Origin of the sequence: Mesorhizobium sp. WSM4313 (genome assembly GCF_002294725.1) — a bacterium.
Lineage (GTDB): Bacteria > Pseudomonadota > Alphaproteobacteria > Rhizobiales > Rhizobiaceae > Mesorhizobium.
In genome coordinates, this window is record NZ_NSFT01000008.1 from 44,787 (window position 1) to 65,394 (window position 20,608).

At 64.4% G+C, this 20,608-nt stretch carries 18 protein-coding genes; 7 read left to right on the top strand and 11 right to left on the bottom strand.

Going from position 1 to position 20,608, the window contains the following annotated elements; genetic code table 11:
• Window positions 1-188 precede the first annotated feature (188 nt).
• Genes CK219_RS18885 through CK219_RS18900 form a run of 4 tightly spaced genes read right to left on the bottom strand, consistent with a single transcriptional unit; the run spans window position 189 to window position 4,195 of the window.
• On the bottom strand, window positions 189-1,346 hold the full coding sequence (locus tag CK219_RS18885) for an ABC transporter ATP-binding protein (protein ID WP_095768264.1): 1,158 nt from the start codon (window positions 1,344-1,346) through the stop codon (window positions 189-191).
• Window positions 1,339-2,481 carry an ABC transporter substrate-binding protein gene (locus CK219_RS18890; protein WP_095768265.1) on the bottom strand — a complete coding sequence of 381 codons (1,143 nt, stop codon included), beginning with the start codon at window positions 2,479-2,481 and terminating at the stop codon, window positions 1,339-1,341. The genes CK219_RS18885 and CK219_RS18890 overlap by 8 nt, the downstream gene beginning before the upstream one ends.
• Complete coding sequence (locus CK219_RS18895) at window positions 2,478-3,320, bottom strand: ABC transporter permease (RefSeq protein WP_095768266.1); 843 nt, start codon at window positions 3,318-3,320, stop codon at window positions 2,478-2,480. The genes CK219_RS18890 and CK219_RS18895 overlap by 4 nt, the downstream gene beginning before the upstream one ends.
• Entirely contained in the window at window positions 3,317-4,195 is an 879-nt protein-coding gene (locus CK219_RS18900; protein WP_095768469.1) for an ABC transporter permease, read from the bottom strand. The genes CK219_RS18895 and CK219_RS18900 overlap by 4 nt, the downstream gene beginning before the upstream one ends.
• A 457-nt stretch (window positions 4,196-4,652) precedes the next feature.
• On the opposite strand from CK219_RS18900, the gene CK219_RS18905 reads away from it, so the two are divergent.
• The 4 genes from CK219_RS18905 to CK219_RS18920 are packed head-to-tail and all read left to right on the top strand — an operon-like array spanning window position 4,653 to window position 9,710.
• On the top strand, window positions 4,653-5,807 hold the full coding sequence (locus tag CK219_RS18905; RefSeq protein WP_095768470.1) for an acyltransferase: 1,155 nt from the start codon (window positions 4,653-4,655) through the stop codon (window positions 5,805-5,807).
• Window positions 5,808-5,809: 2 nt separating this feature from the next.
• The gene (locus CK219_RS18910) at window positions 5,810-6,919 is read left to right on the top strand and encodes a glycosyltransferase family 2 protein (protein WP_095768267.1); all 1,110 of its coding nucleotides are present in this window, start codon (window positions 5,810-5,812) and stop codon (window positions 6,917-6,919) included.
• On the top strand, window positions 6,916-7,935 hold the full coding sequence (locus CK219_RS18915) for a glycosyltransferase (RefSeq protein WP_095768268.1): 1,020 nt from the start codon (window positions 6,916-6,918) through the stop codon (window positions 7,933-7,935). Before CK219_RS18910 ends, CK219_RS18915 begins: the two co-directional genes overlap by 4 nt.
• A complete protein-coding gene (locus CK219_RS18920; protein ID WP_095768269.1) occupies window positions 7,932-9,710 on the top strand; it encodes an ABC transporter ATP-binding protein in 1,779 nt (592 codons plus the stop codon). The genes CK219_RS18915 and CK219_RS18920 overlap by 4 nt, the downstream gene beginning before the upstream one ends.
• A 116-nt stretch (window positions 9,711-9,826) precedes the next feature.
• Here CK219_RS18920 and CK219_RS18925 read toward each other — a convergent pair whose 3' ends face one another.
• From CK219_RS18925 to CK219_RS18935, 3 genes are read right to left on the bottom strand one after another with little or no spacing between them, the layout of a single operon-like run.
• Window positions 9,827-11,143, bottom strand: a complete 1,317-nt coding sequence (locus CK219_RS18925) for an HlyD family type I secretion periplasmic adaptor subunit (RefSeq protein ID WP_095768270.1) — start codon at window positions 11,141-11,143, stop codon at window positions 9,827-9,829.
• Window positions 11,140-12,885 (bottom strand): type I secretion system permease/ATPase, encoded by a 1,746-nt coding sequence (locus tag CK219_RS18930; RefSeq protein WP_095768271.1) that lies wholly within the window; start codon window positions 12,883-12,885, stop codon window positions 11,140-11,142. The genes CK219_RS18925 and CK219_RS18930 overlap by 4 nt, the downstream gene beginning before the upstream one ends.
• A 12-nt stretch (window positions 12,886-12,897) precedes the next feature.
• Window positions 12,898-14,322, bottom strand: coding sequence for a family 16 glycosylhydrolase (locus CK219_RS18935; RefSeq protein ID WP_095768272.1), 1,425 nt, complete (start codon window positions 14,320-14,322; stop codon window positions 12,898-12,900).
• A gap of 574 nt (window positions 14,323-14,896) precedes the next feature.
• On the opposite strand from CK219_RS18935, the gene CK219_RS18940 reads away from it, so the two are divergent.
• Together CK219_RS18940 and CK219_RS18945 are read left to right on the top strand one after the other, a co-directional pair.
• A complete protein-coding gene (locus tag CK219_RS18940) occupies window positions 14,897-15,340 on the top strand; it encodes an SRPBCC family protein (RefSeq protein WP_095768273.1) in 444 nt (147 codons plus the stop codon).
• A 154-nt stretch (window positions 15,341-15,494) separates the two neighbouring features.
• A complete protein-coding gene (locus CK219_RS18945) occupies window positions 15,495-15,725 on the top strand; it encodes a hypothetical protein (protein WP_095768274.1) in 231 nt (76 codons plus the stop codon).
• Between the two features lie 38 nt (window positions 15,726-15,763).
• Here CK219_RS18945 and CK219_RS18950 read toward each other — a convergent pair whose 3' ends face one another.
• The 4 genes from CK219_RS18950 to CK219_RS18965 form a co-directional block, all read right to left on the bottom strand.
• Window positions 15,764-16,468 carry an SDR family oxidoreductase gene (locus CK219_RS18950; RefSeq protein WP_095768471.1) on the bottom strand — a complete coding sequence of 235 codons (705 nt, stop codon included), beginning with the start codon at window positions 16,466-16,468 and terminating at the stop codon, window positions 15,764-15,766.
• Window positions 16,469-16,628: 160 nt separating this feature from the next.
• Window positions 16,629-17,867, bottom strand: coding sequence for a patatin-like phospholipase family protein (locus tag CK219_RS18955; protein WP_095768275.1), 1,239 nt, complete (start codon window positions 17,865-17,867; stop codon window positions 16,629-16,631).
• A 224-nt stretch (window positions 17,868-18,091) separates the two neighbouring features.
• The gene (gene dinB, locus CK219_RS18960; RefSeq protein WP_095768472.1) at window positions 18,092-19,354 is read right to left on the bottom strand and encodes a DNA polymerase IV; all 1,263 of its coding nucleotides are present in this window, start codon (window positions 19,352-19,354) and stop codon (window positions 18,092-18,094) included.
• A gap of 269 nt (window positions 19,355-19,623) precedes the next feature.
• The gene (locus tag CK219_RS18965; protein WP_095768473.1) at window positions 19,624-19,977 is read right to left on the bottom strand and encodes a cupin domain-containing protein; all 354 of its coding nucleotides are present in this window, start codon (window positions 19,975-19,977) and stop codon (window positions 19,624-19,626) included.
• Window positions 19,978-20,357: 380 nt separating this feature from the next.
• Between CK219_RS18965 and CK219_RS18970 the strand changes: the two genes are divergently transcribed.
• Window positions 20,358-20,591: a polymerase gene (locus CK219_RS18970; protein ID WP_095768474.1), complete on the top strand. Its 234-nt coding sequence runs from the start codon at window positions 20,358-20,360 to the stop codon at window positions 20,589-20,591.
• The last annotated feature ends 17 nt before the right edge of the window (window positions 20,592-20,608 follow it).

The window sequence follows — 20,608 nt, forward strand, 5'->3', positions numbered from 1 at the left end:
TTGCGGCGCGACCGTTCGCGTCGTCGATGGCGGACTTGTCGCCCATGACCGAGGGAACGAGCGTTGGAACGGGTGTCGAATTGCCGTGGAAATGGAGGTTTCGCGACTGACGCCCAGCCGGGCTGGGGTTGATTGAAGCCGGACTGGATCGCGGGCAGCCCGATGCTTTGCGCCGCCCTGTCGCGATCTCAGGAAATCCGCAGCCCGGCCTCGTCCAGCAAGACGCAATCGTGCGGGTCGAAGCCGAGTTCGATCGCTTCGCCTTCGCGCAGCACCCGGCCGTCGATCGGGGCGTTGGCGCGGATGTTCGCCTTGCCGCCTATGTCGACCTCGTAGATCGCGCTGCCGCCGAGATAGGAGGCAGACACGATCCGGCCGGGCAACCGGTTGGCGCTCGCTCGACCGACCGACAGTTTCTGCGGCCGCACCACGACGGTGACTGCGCTTCCCTGCGGCAGCGCCTTGGGTGAAAGCACATAGATCGTCTGACCGCCGGCGAGCGTGACAATGGTCGGCCCGTCGGATCGGCTCACCGTGCCTGACAGCATGTTGGCCTTGCCGAGGAAGTCGGCGACGAAGGCGGTGGCCGGCCGCTCATAGACCTCTTCCGGCGTGCCGATCTGCTCGGCCGAGCCGGCATTCATCACCACGATGCGGTCCGACATGGACAGCGCCTCTTCCTGGTCGTGCGTGACGAAGATGGCGGTGATGCCTGTTTCCTTCTGGATCTTCTTGATCTCGACGCGCATCTCCTCGCGCATATTGGCGTCGAGGGCCGAGAGCGGCTCGTCGAGCAGAAGCACCTGCGGCTCGAAGACGATGGCGCGCGCCAGCGCGATACGCTGCTGCTGGCCGCCCGACAATTGCGAGGGCAGTTTCTTCTCGCTGCCCGGCAGCCGCACCATGTCGAGCGCCTGGCCGACCTTGCGCTTGATCTCGGGCTTGGCGACGTTGCGGTGTTTCAGCCCGAAGGCGACATTGTCGAACACGCTCTTGTGCGGAAACAGCGCATAGCTCTGGAACACCAGCCCGATATTGCGCTTGTAGATCGGCACGTCGTCGACCCGCCGGCCGCCGATCATGATCTGGCCGGCAGAAATATCGACCAACCCGGCGATGGAGCGCAGGATCGTCGTCTTGCCGCAGCCCGAAGGGCCGAGCAGCGTGACGAAGCTGCCCTTGCCGATCGACAGCGAGAAATCGCGTACCGCGACGAACTTGCCGTAGGCGATGTCGATGTTGCGGAACTCGACCGCCGGGCTGCTCGCCCCGGCGCCCGCGCTCGCGCCTTCCGCCCCGGCCGAGGCCGGCCGGGGATTGAGTGTCGTGCCCTGGCTGTCAGGCACCTTTCGAGATCCTGTTCCACTGCTTGGTCCAGGCGTCCTCGTTGGTCGCCCAATAGACCGGATCGGCGAAGGTCAACGCCTTCATCGTGCCGGTCGGATCGAAAGCCGGCAGCTTCGCGATCTTGTCGGTGAGCTTGACCTTGTTCGGGTCGAGCGACGGCGGATAGCTCTGGCCTTCGGCCACCGCGATCGAGGTCGCCGGATCGAGCATGAAGTTGATCAGCTCCTCGCACTCGGCCATCGGCGAGCCTTTCAGGATCAGCATGTCCTCCATCCAGGCATAGGAGCCGGCCGGATCGAGATAGCCGATCGGGTGGCCCTGGTCCTGCAGCGCCGCGACGCGGCCCGACCAGGCGTCGGTCACTACGATCTCGCCCTTGGAGAGCAGGTCCATCAGCTCCGCGCCGGAGCTCCAGAACTTCTTGGCGAGGTCGCGCGTCTCGCGCACCTTGGCCCAGATCGCGTCCATGTCCTTGAGATCGTTGGGATCTTGTCCGGTGGCGAGAGCCGCGTACCAGACGCGGGTGGTCATGTCGGAATAGCCGCCGACCTTGCCGGCATATTTCTTGTCGAGCAGAAGTGCCGCGCCCTTTTCCTTGGCTTCCTCCGGCGAGATCACCTTGGTGTTGTAGGCGATGCCGGTGGTGCCATAATCGTAAGGCACGGCCGACAGCTTCGGCGTCAGCTTGCGGAACGGCTCGATCATCGGCTGCAGCACATTCGCCATGTTGGGAATGTTGGCCTCGTTGATCTCCGAGTTCATCCCGGCATTGATATATTTGATGTAATAGTTGACGCCGGACGAATGGACGATCTGGAAGTCGCCGGGCTTGGCCGTCTTGATCTTGGTGATGATCTCGTTCTCGTCGCCGAACGTGCCCTGCACCACCTTGATCTTGGTCTTGGCCGTGTAGGCCTGGAAAGCATATTTGTCGATCGCGTCCTGCACCGTTCCGCCCCAGCCGTCGAAGCGCACCTGCTCGACCGCGGCAAGCGCGCGGCTCATCCACGGCATGGAGAGGCCGGCGGAGGCCGCAGCAGCCGCGGTCAGACTCAGGAACGTCCGTCGGCTGAGATCGCCGTTGACATAGCGGTCGTGCAGCCGCTCCAGCCGCTTGGTGGTGGTCAGTTTCATCGTGCTTCCTCCTTGGGTTCGCCGCGTCTTCTCAGTTTTGTCAGGCTTTGCATCAGCAGGCCGCCGATCAGCGGGATGCCGACGGTCACCACAATCATCACGGTGCCGAGCGCGTTGATCTCCGGGCTGATCGAGATTTTCAGCATCGAAAGGATTTGCGTGGGCATCGTCTCAACGCCGGCCGGCCGCCAGAACAGGCTGGCCGACGTGTTGTCGAACGAAATGGTGAAGGCGAGCAGCGCGCCACCGACGACCGCTGGGATGAGCAGCGGCAGCGTGATCTCGCGGAAGGACGAGAAGCGCGAGGCGCCGAGCGAGAGCGCCGCCTCCTCATAGACGCGCCTTATGCCGACCATGCGCGCCTGCGCGATCAGCACCACATAGGGCACCGCAAGCAGGATGTGGCCGAGCACCAGGAGCAGCATTGTGCGCGGCTGGTCGATCGCCTTGATCAGCACCAGAAGACCGACGCCGAGAATGGTTTCCGGCACCAGCGCCGGCAGGATCACCAGCGTGCTCAGCGCCTGCTTGCCGCGGAAGTCGAAGCGCGCCAGCGCGAAGGCCGTGACGACGCCTATTGCCGTGGTGACGGCCGCCGTCACCAGCGCGATCCACAGCGAGGTGCGGAAGGCCGTCAGCACCGCTTCATTGCCCATCAGCTTGGCATACCATTGCAGCGAAAAGCCGGTCATCGGGAAGCCGCCGAACATCGAGGCGTTGAACGACAGGATGACGGTCGCCACGATCGGCGCGAACATGAAGATGTAGACGCAGAGCGTGACGAAGCCGGTCAGCCGCCAGGCCCATTTGCCTTCCTTGTTCGGTCGCGCAGCTTTCATCCGCCCAACCCCTTCACGATCTGCGACATACCCATGTAGCGGGTGTAGATCGCGGCGAAGAAGCCGAGCACGAGGAACAGCACGATCGACAGCGTTGCGCCCAGCGGCCAGTTCAATTCGCTCATGATGGTGTCATAGATCAAATTGCCGAACAGCGCGTCGCGGCCCGAACCCAAGAGCTGCGGCGTCACATAGCTGCCGGCCGCCAGCACGAAGCAGAGCAGCAGGCCCGCCGCGAGACCCGGCAAGGAAAGGGGCAACGTCACCTCGCGGAACGCCTGCGCGCTGGTGCAGCCCATCGAGCGGGCCGCCGAGATCAGCGTGCGGTCAATGCCCTCGAGGCTGACATAGACGTTGAGGATCATGTAGGGCAGGAGGAAATGCAGCAGCCCCAGGATCACCGCGCCTTCATTGTAGAGCATCGGCAGCGGCGCATTGATGATACCTATCTTGAGCAGCGCGACGTTGATGACGCCCTGTTCGCCAAGGATGTTGATCCAGGAAAAGGTGCGGATGGTGAAGCTGATCCAGAACGGCACGATGAGCAGGAGCAAGAGCAGCCATTTGTGCCGGAAGCTCGTGGCCCAGATGAAATAGGCCGGGAAGTAGCCGAGCACGCCGCACAGCAGCGCGGTGATCGCGCCGACCCTCAACGTCTTCAGCAGGAAGCCGGAATAATAACTGTCGCTGAAGAATTCCTGCCAGTTGGCGGTGGTCAGCGCGCTGGTTTCGACGCCTGCGGTGACGAAGGTGAAGAACGTATAAGCCGCCATCACCGCGATCGGCAGCACCAGGAAGAAGATCAGCAGCAAGAGCACCGGTGCAACCAGCATCCCGGCCAGGCGCGGATCGTACAAGGTCCAGCGATTCTTCATGCGCACTCGGTGGTAGGCGCCTTCTTCGACGCGCTTATGTTCCCGCAGTGAAGATTGTTTCATTGCCGCCACGATGTCTACAGGCGGTGATTGAGCCAGAGAGATGGAAGCGAGGAGGGTAACCCCTTTTGGTATGTCGCCGGGGTACATTGTGGCGTTGTCTGAGCGGTTCTCCAAAAGCTTCGAAGAGCTTGATGCATCCGCATTGGTTGGAGCCTGCCGCTTCGCCAAAAAAGGCAGAATAGCGGCATAGACGTGTCATTTCCTGGAACGAACGGTCACGTTTTCATTCAGGCTGATAACTATTCTGTGTTGCACCGCACCATTTTGTGCCGCAGTCCTTTAGCGTAGGCGAATATACGGTTTAGGAGTCGGCACGCTTGCGTTTTCCGTTGACCGGCACGGATGTTGCGGCCGCCGGCCCGGGCCATGTCGTCAGCACCAGCGGCTGCGAATGATGCCCGGCGGTCGCGACCTCCAGCTTGACGCGCTCCGGGCTGCTGCCGTCACGCTTGTGCTTTATTCGCATTTCTTCGCGCCCGGCGGCACGTCCTTCCTTGGTCATCTCGGAGTGCGGCTGTTCTTCGTGCTTTCCGGCTTCCTGATCACCAGGCTTTTGCTGGAGGCACGCGACGCCGACCAATTCGCGGCTGGATCGGCGCTGCGCTCCTTCTATGCCAGGCGCGCGATCCGAATATTCCCGCCCTATTTCGCGGTACTGGCCTTCGTCTGGTTTACCGATCTTGAACAGGCTGGATCGTCGCTCATCTGGCACGCGCTCTATCTGTCGAACTTCTGGTACGCGCATCGCAACGACTGGACGCCCTGGCTGCTTTGCCATTTCTGGAGCCTCAGCATCGAGGAGCAGTTCTACATCGCCTGGCCGCTGATCGTGCTCCTGGCGCCGCGCAGGCGCATCGAGGCGATCACCATTGGCCTCATCTGCTTTTCGCTCGCCTACCGCTTCTACTGGCCGATCGCCGCCAACCCGGCGCTGGCCCGAGACCTGTTGCCGCCGGCCTCGATGGATGCGCTTGCCTGCGGCGCGCTGCTTGCCGTACGTCGCGCCAGGGGCGCCGGCGTGCCGTGTTGGATGCGGTTCGGCTGGCCGGCCTTCGTGGCGCTCTTCCTACTCGTCGTCTTGTCCGATCCGGGGCCGGCGAACTCGACATGGGAATGGCCGCGCTGGCTCCTGGTGCAGGTGCTGCCGCTGGTGCCGTTGGTGGCGATCGTCTCGATGTGCTCGAACGGCCTTCCCGGCACGCTCGGCTGGCTGGCCGAACTGCCTCCGCTGCTTTTCCTCGGCCGCATCAGCTACGGCGTCTATCTCTATCACGCGATCCTCCTCGCTTACACCGTAAAGGCCCAGCCGTGGATCCCGCTCAACGTCTCGGAGGAGGGGCCGGGCCGCTTCCTGGTCGCGGGCGCCGCCACGCTGATTGTCGCCTCGCTGTCCTGGGTGCTGTTCGAAAAGCCGCTCAACAGCTTCAAGCGCTATTTTCCCTATATCGCGCGGCCACGCGCTCGTGCGCCGAGCGAGACCCGGCGGTTCGGCGCCACATATCCCGGCGCAGAAGCGGCGCTCGATCTGCAGCCGACGGACCGGAGCTGACAATGATACGCCCGCTCATCTCCGTCGTGCTGCCGATCTACAATGCCGAGCTCTATGTCGGCGCTGCAATCCAATCGATCCTGCGGCAGGACTACGACCGGCTCGAAATCATCGCCATCAATGACGGATCGACCGACAGGTCGCTGGAAATCCTGGAGCGCTTCCGCAAGGCGGACGGCCGCGTAGCCATAATCTCGCGCGAGAATCGCGGCCTCGTCGCCAGCCTCAACGAGGGGCTGTCAATCGCCCGGGGCGAGTTGGTGGCGCGGATGGATGCCGACGATTTTGCCTATCCTTGGCGCCTGTCGCGCCAGGCGGCGCTGTTTGCCGCGCGGCCCGAACTCGGCTTCTGCGGCTCGCTTGTCGACACGCTGCTGCACGGCCGCGTCGCACGGGGCAGGGTGGATCCGGTGTTCCGCCTCGGTCTCCTCCCGGTGCTGTCGAAGTTCTTCACGATCTTCATGCACCCGACGGTGGTCTACAACCGCCGAGTCATCGGCGAGGCAGACCTGCATTACGATGGCCGCTACCGGCATGCCGAGGATTTCGATCTCTTCCGGCGGCTGGCCGACCGCTATCCGGCGGCGCTGATGCCGGAAAGCCTGCTCGTCTACCGCCTGCATCCCGGCAGCGTGACCAGCTTGCATACAAGCGAGATGCGGCGCACGCACCTCCGGATTGTCGGCGAAAATCTCGAGCGCGAGGGGCTGGCGGACGAAACGCAGGATCTGCGCGCCATTGGCGACAATGTTTCGTTCGATACGGTGCGCCGCGCGGCCGTGTTCATCCGCAGCCTGGAGGAGCGGATCGCCGAGTTGCCGGCCGCATCGCGGCCGAGCTTCGAGGCCGGCGCGCTGAACCTGTTCTATTTCCTCTACCAGCTCGTCAACGACCAGCAGCGGCCGGCGTTGGCGCATGAGTTGCTGACGCTGACGGCGAAGTGGGACGTCATCCGCCGCCGCGAGAAATACGCGCTGCGCGCCGGCGCCTGGGCGCCCTGGTTGAGCCAGGCTTCGATCTGGGCTGGCAAACGCGCGGATAGGATCGCCTATCGCTTCAAATCCGCGCCAGCGGCGTCCGTGCTTGCGCCTTATCGGATGGGGGCGGCATGAACGCCGATCGCCATCCGCTGCTGCAGCATCTACGCTCGCCTCCCGGCCCGAACCAGCGGCCTGAGGTCTCCTTCATCGTCTGCACGCGTGATCGCGCGACGGTGCTGAAGTCCTGCATCGATTCGATCCGCGCCGCCTGCCGGACGCATCCTGCCTTCGCCGCCGAGCTGGTGGTGGTCGACAATGGCTCGCGCGACGGTACGGCCGACTATCTCGCGCGGATCGCCACGGCATCCGATACAGCGCTGACGGCTATCTGTGAGCCACGGCCCGGACTGGCGGCGGCGCGCAATGCCGGGATGGCGCGAGCGCGCGGGCGCGTGCTGGTCTTCGTCGACGACGATTGCCGGCTCGACCGCGACTATCTCGTCGACCTCGAGCGGCATTATGCGAGCGGCGAGAAATGGCTGATCCGCGGCGGCCGCGTCGAGATCGGCGACGCCGGGGACCTGCCCTTCACCATCAATCGCTGCGAAAAGCGCAAGCGGCTGACGCGCGCCGTCCATCCGGGCGGCTTCGTGCTCGGCTGCAACATGACCATGCATCGCGATGTTGCCGCCTTGATCGGTCCCTTCGACGAACGCTTCGGCGCCGGCGGAGCGCTGCGCTCGGCCGAGGATACGGATTACCTGGTGCGCGCCATGCTGGCCGGTATGGCGGTGGAGTATGTGCCGGATATGACGATCTTCCACCATCATGGAAGGCGCGACCGCGGGGCGATCGAACGGCTGCACCGCGACTATCATTTCGGCAACGGTGCGCTCTGCCTGAAACATATGCGCCGCGCCCCGTGGCTGCTTCGTCACTTTTACTGGGCAACGCGGGCGGCCACGCGCGAGCTCTTCGGCGGTCCGCGCTTCGACCAGGAGCTCAGCCTGTCGCACTGGCCGATTGTGCTGATGAACCTGGCGGGCGCGGCGAAGTTCATGGCCCTGGTGCTGGCCGGGCGGCCTGACCGGCAGGAGCGGCCCGCCCAGGAAACCACCGAGGCCAGGGCCGAGGCCGGTGCGCGATGATCGAACCCAAAGCCCCTATCTTGTCGATATTGCAGCGCGCGCTCGGACGGCGTCAGCTCGGCCTGATGCCCGTCGTCGTCGTGCTCGGACTTGCAAGTGCCGCGCTCGAAGGGCTCGGCATCGGGCTGATCATCCCGCTGCTTGGCATCATCATGGGCCATGGCGAGACGACCGGCATGGCCGGCCTCTCCGCCCTCCTGCAGAAGGTCGGCGCCGGGCTAGGCGAGCGTGAGCGGCTGATTGCGATTTCGGCCGCTATCCTCGGCTCGATCCTGCTCAAGAACCTCCTCGCTTTCGCCAATTCGGTGCTGACCGCTCATATCTACGGCAAGGCGAGCCAAGCGATACGCGGCGCCCTGGCCGAGCGGCTGCTCAATGTCGGCTATACCTTCTTTCTCAGGCAAAGCCCGGGCCGCTTGCTCAACATCATCTCCAGCGAATCCTGGCGGGCGTCGGATGCCATCCAAGGTATGCTCAGCGCGATCGTCAGCGCCTCGGCGGCGCTCATCCTGCTCGCCTTTCTGTTGCTGCTCTCGTGGCCGATGACGCTCCTGGTGATGCTGGGGCTGGCGCTGGTGCAAGCGGCGCATATGGCGCTGTCGGCGCATCTCAGAGCACCCAGCCGCAATGTTTCGGCGCGCAACAGCGCCTTGGCCTCGCAAATGCTGCATCTCGTCCATGCTGGCCGGCTGATCCGCATCTTCGGCCAGGAGGCGCGTGAGAAGGCGGCGTTCGAAAAGGCGTCCGACGGCGTGCGGCGCGCGGCCTTCCTGCTCTCAAACCGCCAGGGCGCGCTGGGGCCGCTGACCGAAGTTCTGCACGCCATGCTGTTCCTGGCGGTGGTGATCGGCGCCTGGCTTGAGGGCTTGAGTTTCCCGCTGGTCGCCGCCTTCCTCATCCTGCTCTACCGCCTGCAGCCGCATATCAGAGCCTTGCAGATGACCTGGAGCCAGTTGCAGGGTCTTTCCGGCTCGCTGGAAGAGGTGACCTGGCTGCTCGATCCCGATGGCAAGCCCGCGCCGCCCGAGGGCAGCCGGCAGTTCGCCACCTTAACGAAAAAAATCGCCTTCGAGGGCGTGAGCTTCAGCTATGCCAATGAGGAGCAGCGCGCGGCGGTGCTGCACGCGGCGAGCTTCGACATCGTGAGCGGGCACTCGACGGCGTTGATCGGCCGCTCCGGCGCCGGCAAAACGACGATCGTCAACCTGCTCTGTCGCTTCGTCGAGCCGGATGCAGGCAAGATCCTCGTCGACGGCGCGCCGCTCGGCGAGATCGACCCGGCCGACTGGCGCCGCCACATCGCTCTGGCCAGCCAGGAGCTGGAGCTGGTCGACGGTACGATCCTCGACAACATCACCTATGGCAAGGACACGGCGACGTTCGAGGAGGCCCGCCGCGCCGCCGAGCTTGCCGAGGCGCACGGCTTCATCGAAACGCTACCGCAAGGCTACCAGACGGTGGTCGGCTATCGCGGGGTGAACCTTTCGGCCGGGCAAAGGCAGCGCATCGCGCTCGCCCGCGCTCTTGTACGCGACCCCGACATATTGATCCTCGACGAGGCCACCAACGCGGTGGATGGGCTTTCGGAAGCGGCGATCGTCGAGACGCTGAAGTCGCGCGCCGGCCGCCGCACCACGATCGTCATCAGCCACCACCGCAGCACCATCTCGTTCTGCGACGACCTGGTGATCCTGGAGCATGGTAGAGTGAAGAAACAGGCGCCGTTCACTGAGATGGCGAAGCTTAGTATGGATGAGTTGTATCGGCCGGAGTGAGGAGCCCGAGCAGGGGCTCGCCCGCATCTTCTTCGTCATCACTTCCTCCTCCTATGTGCCGAAGCGAGGACGGTTCTGGCGCAAAGCAGCGTTCCGAGGCGGCCGGAAGGGCTGCCCTACCTTTCCCTGAACGCCCGTGCGAACGAGTCCATCATCGGGCGTACCAGATATTCGAAGAAGGTCCGGTTGCCGGTGCTGATGAAGGTGTCGACCGGGGTGCCGGGATAGAGCTGGTCCGCCTTCACGCCGGGGGGCAGGGCATCAGCGATTTTCAGCCTGGCACGGAAATAGGGTTCGTGGGTGGCCTCGTCGATCAACCGGTCGGCAGAGATCTCGCTCACCGTGGCCGGGACTTCCGGCGTCAGGCGCGCGTTGAGCGCCGACAGCCGGAGCTTTGCCTGCTGGCCGACATGCACCTGGTCGATGTCCTTCGGCCGCAGCCTGGCGTCGACCACCAGGCCCGAGGTCGTGGGCAGGATCTCCATGATCTTTTCGCCGGGCGCGACCACGCTGCCTTGCGAATTGTAGGTCGAGGAGACGACGATGCCCGCCGCCGGCGCGGTGATTGTCGTGCGCTTCAGCACCGATTGCGCGGCGCGCATCCGCTCCTCGATGTCGGCGAGGTTGATGCGCACGTCGTCGAGCTTCGTCAGCGCCTCCTCGACGCGCTGCGTCGTGGCGCGCTCGGTCTGCGCCTCCGCTTCCACGATCTGCGTGCTGGCCGAGGCGAGGTCCGCCTCGAGCGCGCCGGCTTGGCCGACGAGGTCGGCCTCCGAGCGCAAAAGCTGCGAATATTCCCTGCGGTCGGTAAGGCCCCGGTTCAGAAGGTCGGTCTTGATGCCGAGCTCCTTCTTCACCACCTCGGCCTGCTGCTCGATTGCGGCCTTCTGCGCGTTCAGCCCTTTGACCGACTCGCGATGCATGGCGACGCGCTGCGCCAGGATCGACTGCTCCGACCAGAATCGCGCAAGCCTGGCGTCGAATTCCTTCTGCTGCTCGCGGATGAGGTTTTCGAATTCCTGCTGGAACGGCGCCGGCGCGGGGTCGGCGATCGGCGCCAGCGTGGCTAGGCCGTCGCGCTCGGCCTCCAGCCGCGCCGCGCTTGCCTTGAGCGCGATCCATTGTCTTGTCAGCCGGTTGAGATCGGCTTCCGCGGCGGTCCGGTCGAGCAGGATGAGGTCCTGGCCCCCCCGCACGCGGTCGCCTTCATGCACCAGCAACTGCCTGATGATACCGCCCTCGCGATGCTGGATGAGGATGTTGCCGCTGGTCGCCGCGATCGTGCCTTGCGTGATCACCGCGCCTGCCAGCGGCGCACTCGCCGCCCAATAACCGAAGCCGCCGACCATCAGCGCGATCGCCGCATAGCCGGCGAAGGCCGTGCGCCGGAAGTCGGTGCGCGGGCGGCTTTCGAGGATGAGGCTCTGCGTCATCGTCCAGGGCCCGTGGCGATGCCGTGCGAGGCGCGGATGGTCGGCGCGAACGATCCTGTGACCACCGTGTTCCGCTGCTTGCCCGGTTGGCGCAGCACCTCGGCGCTCGGTCCGAACGCCTCGATCGCGCCGCCGCGCAAGACCATCACACGGTCGCAAGCCGTGGCGATCGAGGGGCGATGCGTGATCACGATCGTGGTGACGCCCGCAGCGCGGGACGTCGCGAGCACCGCTTCCAGTGCCGTCTCTCCGGCGCCGTCGAGATGCGTGCTCGGCTCATCCAGCACCAGGATGCGCGGATTGCCGTAGAAAGCGCGCGCCAGTCCGATCCGCTGCCGTTCGCCGCCCGACAGCGTCCCGGCGATCGTCGTCTGATAGCCGTCACGCAGCGACAGGATCAGCTCATGCGCCTCAGCGCGCTTTGCCGCCTCCACGATCGCGGCGTCATCGGCCTGCGCGTCGAAGCGGGCGATGTTGTCGGCGATCGAGCCGGGGAAAAGCTCGACCTCTTGCGCCAGATAGCCGATATGCCGGCCGAGCTGGTTTTCGTCCCATGTCCTGAGCTCCGCGCCGTCGATCCTGATCGTACCGCCGCTCGGCTGGGCGGCCCCGACGAGCAGCCGCGCCAGCGTCGACTTTCCGGCACCGCTCGGGCCGACGATCGCCACCGCTTCGCCGGCCTGGATCGCGAAACTCAATCGCTTGAGAATCGGTTCGACGCCAAAGGCGGCATTTGGCGCAATGAAGAAAAGATCCTGCGCCGAAATCGCACCGGTCGGGTCGGGCAAGACGAGCTTGCGCGTCTCTGCCGGGTGCGCCGCCAGCGCGGTCCCCAGCCGCGCCCAGGCACGCCTCGCCTCACCGAGCTGCCGCCAGGAGCCGATCAATTGGTCGAGCGGCTGCAGCGCGCGCGACGACACGAGCGAGGAAGCGAAGATCATGCCGGCCGTCATCTCGCCCTTGAGCACCAGCCAGGCGCCGGAGCCGAGGATCGCCAGCTGCAGCATCATGCGCAGCGCTCTCGAAGCGCCGCTGAAGACGGCGTTGGCGCCGGCCGAACGGTCATGCAGGACAAGCGCTTCCGCCACATGCCGGCCCCAGGCGCGCGCGGCGTTTTCCACCATGCCCATGGCGCGCAGCGTGTCGGCGTTGCGGGCAAAGACCTGCTCGGCCCGGCTGGCCAAGGCCGAACGCTCCGCCGAGAGCGCATCGTTCCTGCCGATGGCAAGCTGGTTGGCGAAGACCAGCACGACGAGCAGCGCCTCGCCGCCGAGCGTCACCCAGAACAACAGCGGATGGATCATGTAGAGCAGGGCGAGGAAGACCGGCGCAAAGGGCAGGTCGAACAGCACTGAGACACCGCGCGAGCGGATGAAGGCGCAGACCGAGGCAAGGTCGGTGAGCGGCGACGGCGCATTGTCGGAACCGAGCGAAGCGGCGAACGCTCTGGCGCCAAGCCTGTCATTGACCGTCGCCGCGACGCGCTGCGTGTAGACGGCTCGGACGGCGTCGAGAAAGCCGAGGAAACCGAGCGCCGCGACCGCGATGACCGACAGATAAACGAGCGTCTCGACGCTGGAGGAGGGCAGCACCCGGTCATAGACCTGGAGCAGGTAGAGCGGGATGACCAGGAGCAGAAGGTTGATGAGCAGCGAGAACAGCCCGACATCGGTTACGGCGCGCAGGAACATCGGCCGCACGCCGGCCTGCCTGATCGCACCCGGAGCGCTCTCCTGTGACATTGGCTCGACCGCCTAGGCTGTGTGTTCGCCCGTGACGTTCAAATGGCTCTGCTGCAGCTCATCCAGCGTATAGGCGTGGATATAGTCGATCTTCATCTGGGCCGGCGTGGCGAGATGGTCGGGCGGCGCGCCGGCTTGTCCGCCGATCGCGAGATCGACCAGCATGTACATCGGCTTGTTCATGTCCGACGGAGTCGCCGCTTGCGCGACCTGCACGCCGTCATAGGTCCAGACCAGCTTGTCCGGGGTCCACAGCAGACCATAGGTATGGAAGCCGGCGGTGTCCATGACGTTCACGGTGGATCCGACCGTGGTGTGCTGGCCCGTCTGATTGGTGTGCGCGGTCATCAGCAGCGAATTCGGTTTCTGCCCGTACATCTCCATCACGTCCAGCTCCGGCGGCCAGGAGCCGTCTTCCGGCAGCAGCCAGAAGGCCGGCCAGGCGCCGGCGTGTTCCGGCAAGTCGGCCCTCATTTCGAAATAGCCATAGGTCTGCGAGAAGGAGTCATGCGTGGTCAGGATGCCGGAGGTGTATTCGTAATTGTTGATCAGCGGCTTGATGTCGGCCGGCGCCTGCGCCGCGGTAATGGTGAGGACCCCGTCCTGCACGCTGAACGGATGCACCGAGCTGGTCGGGGCGTAATTGGCGTCGATATACCACTGCAGCTCGCCATTGCGCGTTAACGTGCTGCCGTTCGGCGCCCCCCACCAGAAGTTGGTATCCCAGGTGCCGCCCTGGCTGTTGTGCAGGTTCAGCGTGTTGAACTCGTCGCTGAAGGACAGCGTCATGCCGGATTTGTCGATCGGCAGCTGGAACTGGTTGGGTTGGAATTTGTCGATCGTGGTGTTCTTGAATTCGAGAATTTCGCCCGATCCGAGGTTCAGCACCACATTAGGCCCCGCCTGGATCATGGCGTTGTGGACGGCGGCGAACGAAGTGAATCCGTAACCATCGAGCCGCACAGCATCGTTCGAGGCGAAATTGACGATCGAGTCGCTGCCGTTGCCCTTCGCGATAATGAAAACATCCGCGCCGCCGCCGCCATCGATCAGCACATCGTTGCCCGCCCCGCCGTCGATCGTCTGGCCGCCCGCCTTGGCGGTGATGATGTTGTCCAGCGCATTGCCGAAGGCATAGTTGTGGGCGTTGGTGACGACGAGGTTCTCGACATTGTCCGGCAGCGTGTAGCTCATCCATGTGTTGATCGTGTCGATGCCCTGTCCGGCGTACTCGACCACCTTGTTGCCCGCTGAATAGAGGTAATAGATGTCGTCGCCTTGGCCGCCATACATGGTGACGTTGACGCCGCTGGAGGCCCAGATTGAGTCGTTGCCGCTGCTGCCGTTGAATGTCGGTCCGGACGTTGCCGAAAACCAATGGTTGGAAGCGCCGCTATAATAAAGAGGAACGCCTACCGCGTTGACGACGAAACTCATCGGACACTCCTTTCTTGGTGGCGGCTGATTTTCAGGCCAACCTGCAAGCCGGCCTATGGTTCCAAGGATTCGCGTCACAGTACAGATAAAAAATTACCGCTGATCGATAATGATTAGAAATAGACATAACAAGGGGTTTCTAATACAATTTATGCGGGATAATTACACCTCGAATTACTCAATTTTACTCAATATTGCGAGGCTCATGCTGAAATATGGGCAAGATGCCGCGCGTGACCGCCATCGACCAGCGCGGCTGCGCGCGGTGAGCAAGGGCTGAGTCGCCATATGTTCGACGTTGGATATTCGAGCCGGAATCCGATTTCGGTTTGCTCGACAAAAGCGATCGACCGAACGAACAGCGGTGGCCAACGACGTCGCACATCGCGTCACATTGCGCCCAGCCAGCCCGCGCCACCGACGATGCCCAGCCTGATCGAAGCGCTCACGTCCGCAGCCTCCGCTGCAAGGGTGGCAGGGTAGCCGCGCGCCACAAAATTTGACAGCCTCTGTCGGATCGGCTGAGGGCTGCCCGTCCTTGGGGCATCGATCAACGAAGAGAGGATATCGAGACATGCCGAGCACCATTCAACTGCATCGCGTCCTGGCGACTAAGCCGGAGAAGGTTTACCGCGCGTTCGTCGAGGCCGATGCGCTGGCGAAATGGCTGCCGCCAAACGGTTTTACTTGCACGGTCCACGAGTTCGAGGGCAAGGTCGGCGGCGCCTACAAGATGTCCTTCCGCAACTTCACCACCGGCGACAGCCATTCCTTCGGCGGCGAATTTGTCGAGCTGGTTCCGAGCGAGCGCCTGCGCTACACGGACCGCTTCGACGATCCCAACCTGCCGGGCCAGATAGAGGTGACCGTGATCCTTAAGAAGGTTTCGGTAGGCACCGAGGTCAACATCACCCAGGCCGGCATCCCGGACGCCATCCCCGCCGAGGCCTGCTATCTCGGCTGGCAGGAATCGCTGCGCAACCTGGCCAAGCTCGTCGAGCCCGAGATCAACCAGTAAGGTCGGAGCAATTCCAGGAAAAGTGCGCAGGTTAGGGCGCCTTCGCCGTAACCTTCTGGTGCGTCAAGATGAGAGCGGGCGGCGGTCGGTCTTCCGGCCGCCGCCTTACCCAAGGTAAGTAAAATTTCACCAAGTGCTGTTAAAAGCCGCTTCCATGGATCGCAACAAGAACAATGACCTGTTTGTCCTGATGGCGGCGCTCGCCGCCATCGCGATCTACAACATTGCCTGCGGCATCAAGACAGGCGAAGTCCGCGGCAAGTTGCATTGGGTCGCTCTGGCGGACGATCCGACACGTTTTTGGAACATCGTGGTCGGCAATTCGATCGTCCTGGTCGCCTCGATAGTCTTTCTGTGGGTGCTCAATTCCCGCAGGCCCGGATGATCTAGGGGCGGCGTCCTCTTTGCCTCACACCGCTCCTTTCACACTGCTCTTGTGATGCCGCCATCGACGCGGATGTTCTGTCCGGTGATGTAGGCGGCTCCGTCCGAGGCCAGGAAGGAGATCGTCGCGGCGATCTCATCCGAAGTGCCGTAGCGCTTCATCGGCACGCTGTCGCGGCGCTCGTTCGTCGCCGGCAAGCTGTCGATCCAGCCCGGCAGCACATTGTTCATGCGGATGTTGTCGGGGGCATAAGTGTCGGCGAAGATCTTGGTGTAGGCGGCAAGCCCGGCGCGCGCCACGGCCGACGTCGGGAACATCGCGCTCGGCTCAAACGTCCACGCGGTCGAGATATTGATGATAACGCCACCCTTCTGCTTCTGCATCACCGGCGTCACCAGCCGGGTCGGGCGCACGGCGTTGAGGAAATACGTGTCGATGCCCTTGTGCCAGTCCTCGTCGCTGATCTCGATGATCTGCGCACGCGGCCCGTGGCCGGCGCTGTTGACCAGCACGTCGATGCGGCCCCAGCGTTCCACCGCGCCATCAGTAAGGCGCTTCAGATCCTCATTCGACTGGTTGGAGCCGGTGACGCCGAAGCCGCCGAGCTCCTTGCCCAGCGCTTCGCCTTTGCCGGAGGAGGACAGCACGCCGACCTTGAATCCGTCCGCCGCCAGGCGCCTGGCCGCCCCGGCCCCTATGCCGCTGCCGCCCGCCGTCACCAAAGCTACTTTGTCTATCGCCATGTCGCTGTCCATCCCGGGTGTTTGGGTTGAAAGCGATCCTGTTAGCATGCGCTGGGCAGGGGATGAACCGGATTGGATTGCGCCAAGGCGATTGATAATTGGCGAGGGCGGCGGAACTGCCAATCTCCCCACAAGGGGGAAATTGGCAGTTCGAGCACCCTCAAACCTTGAACATGCTCATCAGCGTCTTCGACACCACAGCGCAGCGGCCGGGCTTCACGTCGCCCGCTTTCAGCGGCACGCCCTTGCCCGCAGCCACTGCCGGCTCGTACCAGCCCCGCAGCGCCTGGTCGGCGGCGCAATAGCCCCAGTTCACCAAATCGACCGTCTCTTCGCTGCCCAGGAAATGCAGCGAGGTGCCGATATCGGCAGGTGCGGTGGCGGCGGTCTGCACGAAGATCGGCTCGGCCGTGTCGGGCCTGCTGGCGATCGACCAGAAGACGCCGCGCGTCGTCGCATAGCCGTGCCGGGTCGCGTCATTGGCCAGGCCATGATCGTCGGCGTCCTTGGCCGCCTGGAAGCGCGCCACCAGATCCCGGCGCCTGAGCGAGCGCACCTGGTTGTCGGTGGTGTCGAGCACGCGTTTCAACTGCGAGAACCAGTTCCGATAGCCGGCGCTCGAAGCCTGCCACGGCGCGCCGGCGTCGCTGACCAGCAGCCAGCGGCAGCGTTTCAGCGCCGGCTCGATGCCGTGATTGTCGTAGACGCCGCCATCGGTGAGCACGGCGCGCGAAGGCGGCACCGGCGGGCCGACGCTCGGGTCGAGCTTGTCGTTCTTCCACGCGAAGGGCGTGAGGTCGAGCCGCAGCGGCGACAGGAAAGGCGGGAAGGCCGAGGAGGCGGCAACCGCGAGAGCCACCGGCAGGTCGGCCTGGTAGGCGACGCCGACGCGATAGTCGGCGATGTAGCGCCGCGACAGCCGGAACAGCGAGCCGGTGCCGAGATTGCTGGAGCAGAACACGAACCAGGGTTTTTCCGGCAGGCTCTTCAGCATCGGCCTCGAGCCGGCAAACAGATGTTTCTCGTAGCAGGCGGCGACTTCGCGCGCCGCGCTCGAAAACGGGTTGAGCAGGCCTTTGAAGATCGCCGGCGCGTCGAGGAAGACCTGCGAGAACTCCAGTATCCTGTCCAGATAGATATCGAAATTGGCGGCGACACCGTTGACGAAGGCGAAACGCGGCCAAAGTACCGCCAGCAGCCCGGCGGCGATCGAGCCGCCCGAGACCGAGCTTACCATGTCGAGTTTCTGGAGCAGCCCGGCCTCGTTGAGGCGGCATAGCGCGCCGGCATGAAACAGCATGGCGCGGTAGCCGCCGCCCGACAGGCAGAGGCCGAGATCGTAGCGCTCGGGCGCGCCGCCATCCGCGTCCGGTGGTGATCCAGCCGCAATCGGCTCCATCGCGGCCCCCTTTGCCTGTCCGTCCGGCGTCCTTAAGCCTGGCTTTGCGCAATCGAGCCCAGCACCGACATTCTTGCAAGTGGGGGAACGCGTAACTTCACAGATTGGAAATCGGCCCGCGCCGACGGACGGGGAGATTACCCGAAGCGGTTGGTACGCAGCGCACGGACGGCGCGTAGGCTTTCGTCAATCTCCAATGGCGCCAGAGGAGATGCCTCAGCCACTCACAGCTCCTTCTCGGCCAATTCCCTAAACCCGTCCGGCACCGAGCGCGGACCTTCCAGCGCTACCGTGCCGTAGCCGACCGCCTCCTTGCCGAAGCGCTGGCGGATCTTGTCCACCGCCCGGTCGGCGCCGAAGCGCGCCAGGCCTTTGCGGCTGCCGGGCCTCAGCTTCTCGTCCGCCAGCCCGAGCGGCAGTTCGAGCTGCAGCTCGGCATGCTCCTCCAGATGCGAGACAGAGATGGCGAGCAGCGAGATGTCCCTCTCGCCCGGATGGGCGGCAAGCACGCCGCGCACCAGTTCCTCGGCGATCTCCGCCAGCATCGCGGTCGCCTGGATCGGCTGGTCGAGCGTGATCGAGCGGCTCACAGCGCGCAGATCGGCGAAGCGAACCCGCACCGTCACTGTGCGCCCGGGCCGGTCCTTGGCGCGCAACCGGCTGGCCACGCGGTCGGCCAGATGCAGGAGCGTCGGCACGAAGACGCGCGGCACTGCCGGCTTCCTGCCGAGCGCCGATTGCGCGCCGGCAGAATGCGCGCGGCGGTGTGCCTCGAGTTTTCGCGGGTCGCGGTTCCAGGCGAGCGCGGCAAGCTTCTGGCCGGCGGCATGGCCGATCAGCCGCTCCAGCGCGCCGCTATGGGTGCGCGCCAATTGCCCGATCGTCTCGACGCCGATCTCGGCCAGCCTGGCCTTGGTCGCCGGGCCGACACCCCACATCAGCGTGACAGGCAGGTCGTGCAGGAAGGCGAGCTCGATGCCGGGCTCGACCACTACCAGCCCGTCGGGCTTGGCTACCTGCGAGGCGATCTTGGCCAGATGCTTGGTCCGCGCCACACCGATCGAGATCGGCAGGCCGAGCTCGGCCTTCACCCGCTCGCGGATTTTTCGCGCGATCTCTTGCGGCGATCCGAACAGATGCGTGCAGCCTGCGACGTCGGCAAAAGCCTCGTCGATCGAGATGCGCTCGACCGCCGGCGTGAAGTCGTCGAGCACCTTGATCGCGGCGTCGCCGAGGCGCTGGTATTCGGAAAAATGACCGCCGACGAAGATGAGCTGAGGGCAGAGCTCGCGCGCTTTGCGGCCCGGCATGCCGCCGCGCACGCCAAAGATTTTCGCCTCATAGGAGGCCGCCAGCACCACGCCTCCGCCGACGGCGATCGGCTTGCCACGCAGGGACGGATCGAGCAGCTGCTCGACCGAGGCGTAGAAGGCGTCGAGGTCGGCGTGCAGGATGGTGGCGGCCGCGGCGGTGTTCGTGGCGGCCATCGCGCGCTCCATGGCCATTTGTGTGGCATTGCAGCATTAGCTGCGTCTTTTGTAAGGGGAATTAACGGAACATAAAGAGAACAAAAGAAGCTCTCTGTCAAGCCACCACGCTTGGCCGTGCAGGTTTCCACAACTGGGGGCGCAGCCACAGATAGAGCGCCGGTTGTGCGCATGACCTTTGCGCGGGACACGCCGCCGCAGCATGAGGAGGGATCGCCTCGCGAGGCGATCCCTCCTTCGCTTCTGAACGTAAATTGCGACTGTCTGCGCTATGCCGGCTTGGCGTATTCTTCGGCGCTCAGCACCTCGATGCATTGGAACGGCTGGTTGCCTTCCACCCAGGCGTCGTGGCCGGGCGGGATGGTGTAGGAAGTGCCCGCCTCGATGGTCTTTTGCGTGCCGTCGGTCATCCGTACGGTGATCGAGCCGGACACGGCATAGCCGACATGCGAGACCTGGCAGCTGTCGGACCATTTCCAGCCCGGCTGCATGTTCATCCGCCCGAGCGTATAGCCCGGCAGCCGCACGATCTCTACACGCGTCTTGGCGGGCGCGCGGACCTCATCGGGATTGTTGTGCGATTTGGATTCGAGTTTCGTCACCTTCATTGCAACTTCGGCCATGGTATCCCTCCCATGTGTGAAGCGGCGCCTGACGTTGCGATCGTCGGCGACCGCGAGTGTATTCATAAGCCTTATTATGAGCGATTGCTAATTAATTGAGGTGACCGCTAGCTCAGCCGAACGCTTGGCGCATTGTCGTGGAAGGCGGATATTCCAGACCCTCGGGCGACGGGTCCCCGGCCATCTTCGGACCGAAGTCCCATCGCACGAACGCAGAGGCCCGACACGCCTATTTTCAGGAAACAACGACGGCACCAAAATCATTGGCTAGCAAGCCGCCGGACAAAGTCCCTTCATCGGCGGTTGACCACGGCGTGCCCGCTATTCCTGCGATATGGCGGGCACGCCTTTCCCTGAAACCGCTCCTGGAGTTGCGGGCCGTGCAACCCGGTAAGATGATCGCCAATCTGTTTGCCGCACTGCTTCTGGCCGGCCTGGTCGGCGGCGTCTTCTTCGTCTTCGGCAGGCCGCTCTGGCCCGAGCGCCAGGCCCATATGGTGATCCTTCTCCCGGTCGATACGATTGCGACCGGATCGCTGCGCCGAGCCTGCCTCGAGCCATGCCTGCCGGCCCGCTTCGATCTCAAGCTCGCGCCCGCCAGGCCGCGCGGATGAAGCCGGGCGCGGGAACC

What these genes read in the sequence shown, in the direction of transcription:
- CK219_RS18890 (WP_095768265.1), bottom strand. Translation starts at nt 2,481, where the DNA reads ATGAAACTGACCACCACCAAGCGGCTGGAGCGGCTGCACGACCGCTAT.
- CK219_RS18895 (WP_095768266.1), bottom strand. Translation starts at nt 3,320, where the DNA reads ATGAAAGCTGCGCGACCGAACAAGGAAGGCAAATGGGCCTGGCGGCTG.
- CK219_RS18900 (WP_095768469.1), bottom strand. Translation starts at nt 4,195, where the DNA reads ATGAAGAATCGCTGGACCTTGTACGATCCGCGCCTGGCCGGGATGCTG.
- CK219_RS18905 (WP_095768470.1), top strand. Translation starts at nt 4,653, where the DNA reads ATGCCCGGCGGTCGCGACCTCCAGCTTGACGCGCTCCGGGCTGCTGCC.
- CK219_RS18910 (WP_095768267.1), top strand. Translation starts at nt 5,810, where the DNA reads ATGATACGCCCGCTCATCTCCGTCGTGCTGCCGATCTACAATGCCGAG.
- CK219_RS18915 (WP_095768268.1), top strand. Translation starts at nt 6,916, where the DNA reads ATGAACGCCGATCGCCATCCGCTGCTGCAGCATCTACGCTCGCCTCCC.
- CK219_RS18920 (WP_095768269.1), top strand. Translation starts at nt 7,932, where the DNA reads ATGATCGAACCCAAAGCCCCTATCTTGTCGATATTGCAGCGCGCGCTC.
- CK219_RS18925 (WP_095768270.1), bottom strand. Translation starts at nt 11,143, where the DNA reads ATGACGCAGAGCCTCATCCTCGAAAGCCGCCCGCGCACCGACTTCCGG.
- CK219_RS18930 (WP_095768271.1), bottom strand. Translation starts at nt 12,885, where the DNA reads ATGTCACAGGAGAGCGCTCCGGGTGCGATCAGGCAGGCCGGCGTGCGG.
- CK219_RS18935 (WP_095768272.1), bottom strand. Translation starts at nt 14,322, where the DNA reads ATGAGTTTCGTCGTCAACGCGGTAGGCGTTCCTCTTTATTATAGCGGC.
- CK219_RS18940 (WP_095768273.1), top strand. Translation starts at nt 14,897, where the DNA reads ATGCCGAGCACCATTCAACTGCATCGCGTCCTGGCGACTAAGCCGGAG.
- CK219_RS18945 (WP_095768274.1), top strand. Translation starts at nt 15,495, where the DNA reads ATGGATCGCAACAAGAACAATGACCTGTTTGTCCTGATGGCGGCGCTC.
- CK219_RS18950 (WP_095768471.1), bottom strand. Translation starts at nt 16,468, where the DNA reads ATGGCGATAGACAAAGTAGCTTTGGTGACGGCGGGCGGCAGCGGCATA.
- CK219_RS18955 (WP_095768275.1), bottom strand. Translation starts at nt 17,867, where the DNA reads ATGGAGCCGATTGCGGCTGGATCACCACCGGACGCGGATGGCGGCGCG.
- dinB (WP_095768472.1), bottom strand. Translation starts at nt 19,354, where the DNA reads ATGGCCGCCACGAACACCGCCGCGGCCGCCACCATCCTGCACGCCGAC.
- CK219_RS18965 (WP_095768473.1), bottom strand. Translation starts at nt 19,977, where the DNA reads ATGGCCGAAGTTGCAATGAAGGTGACGAAACTCGAATCCAAATCGCAC.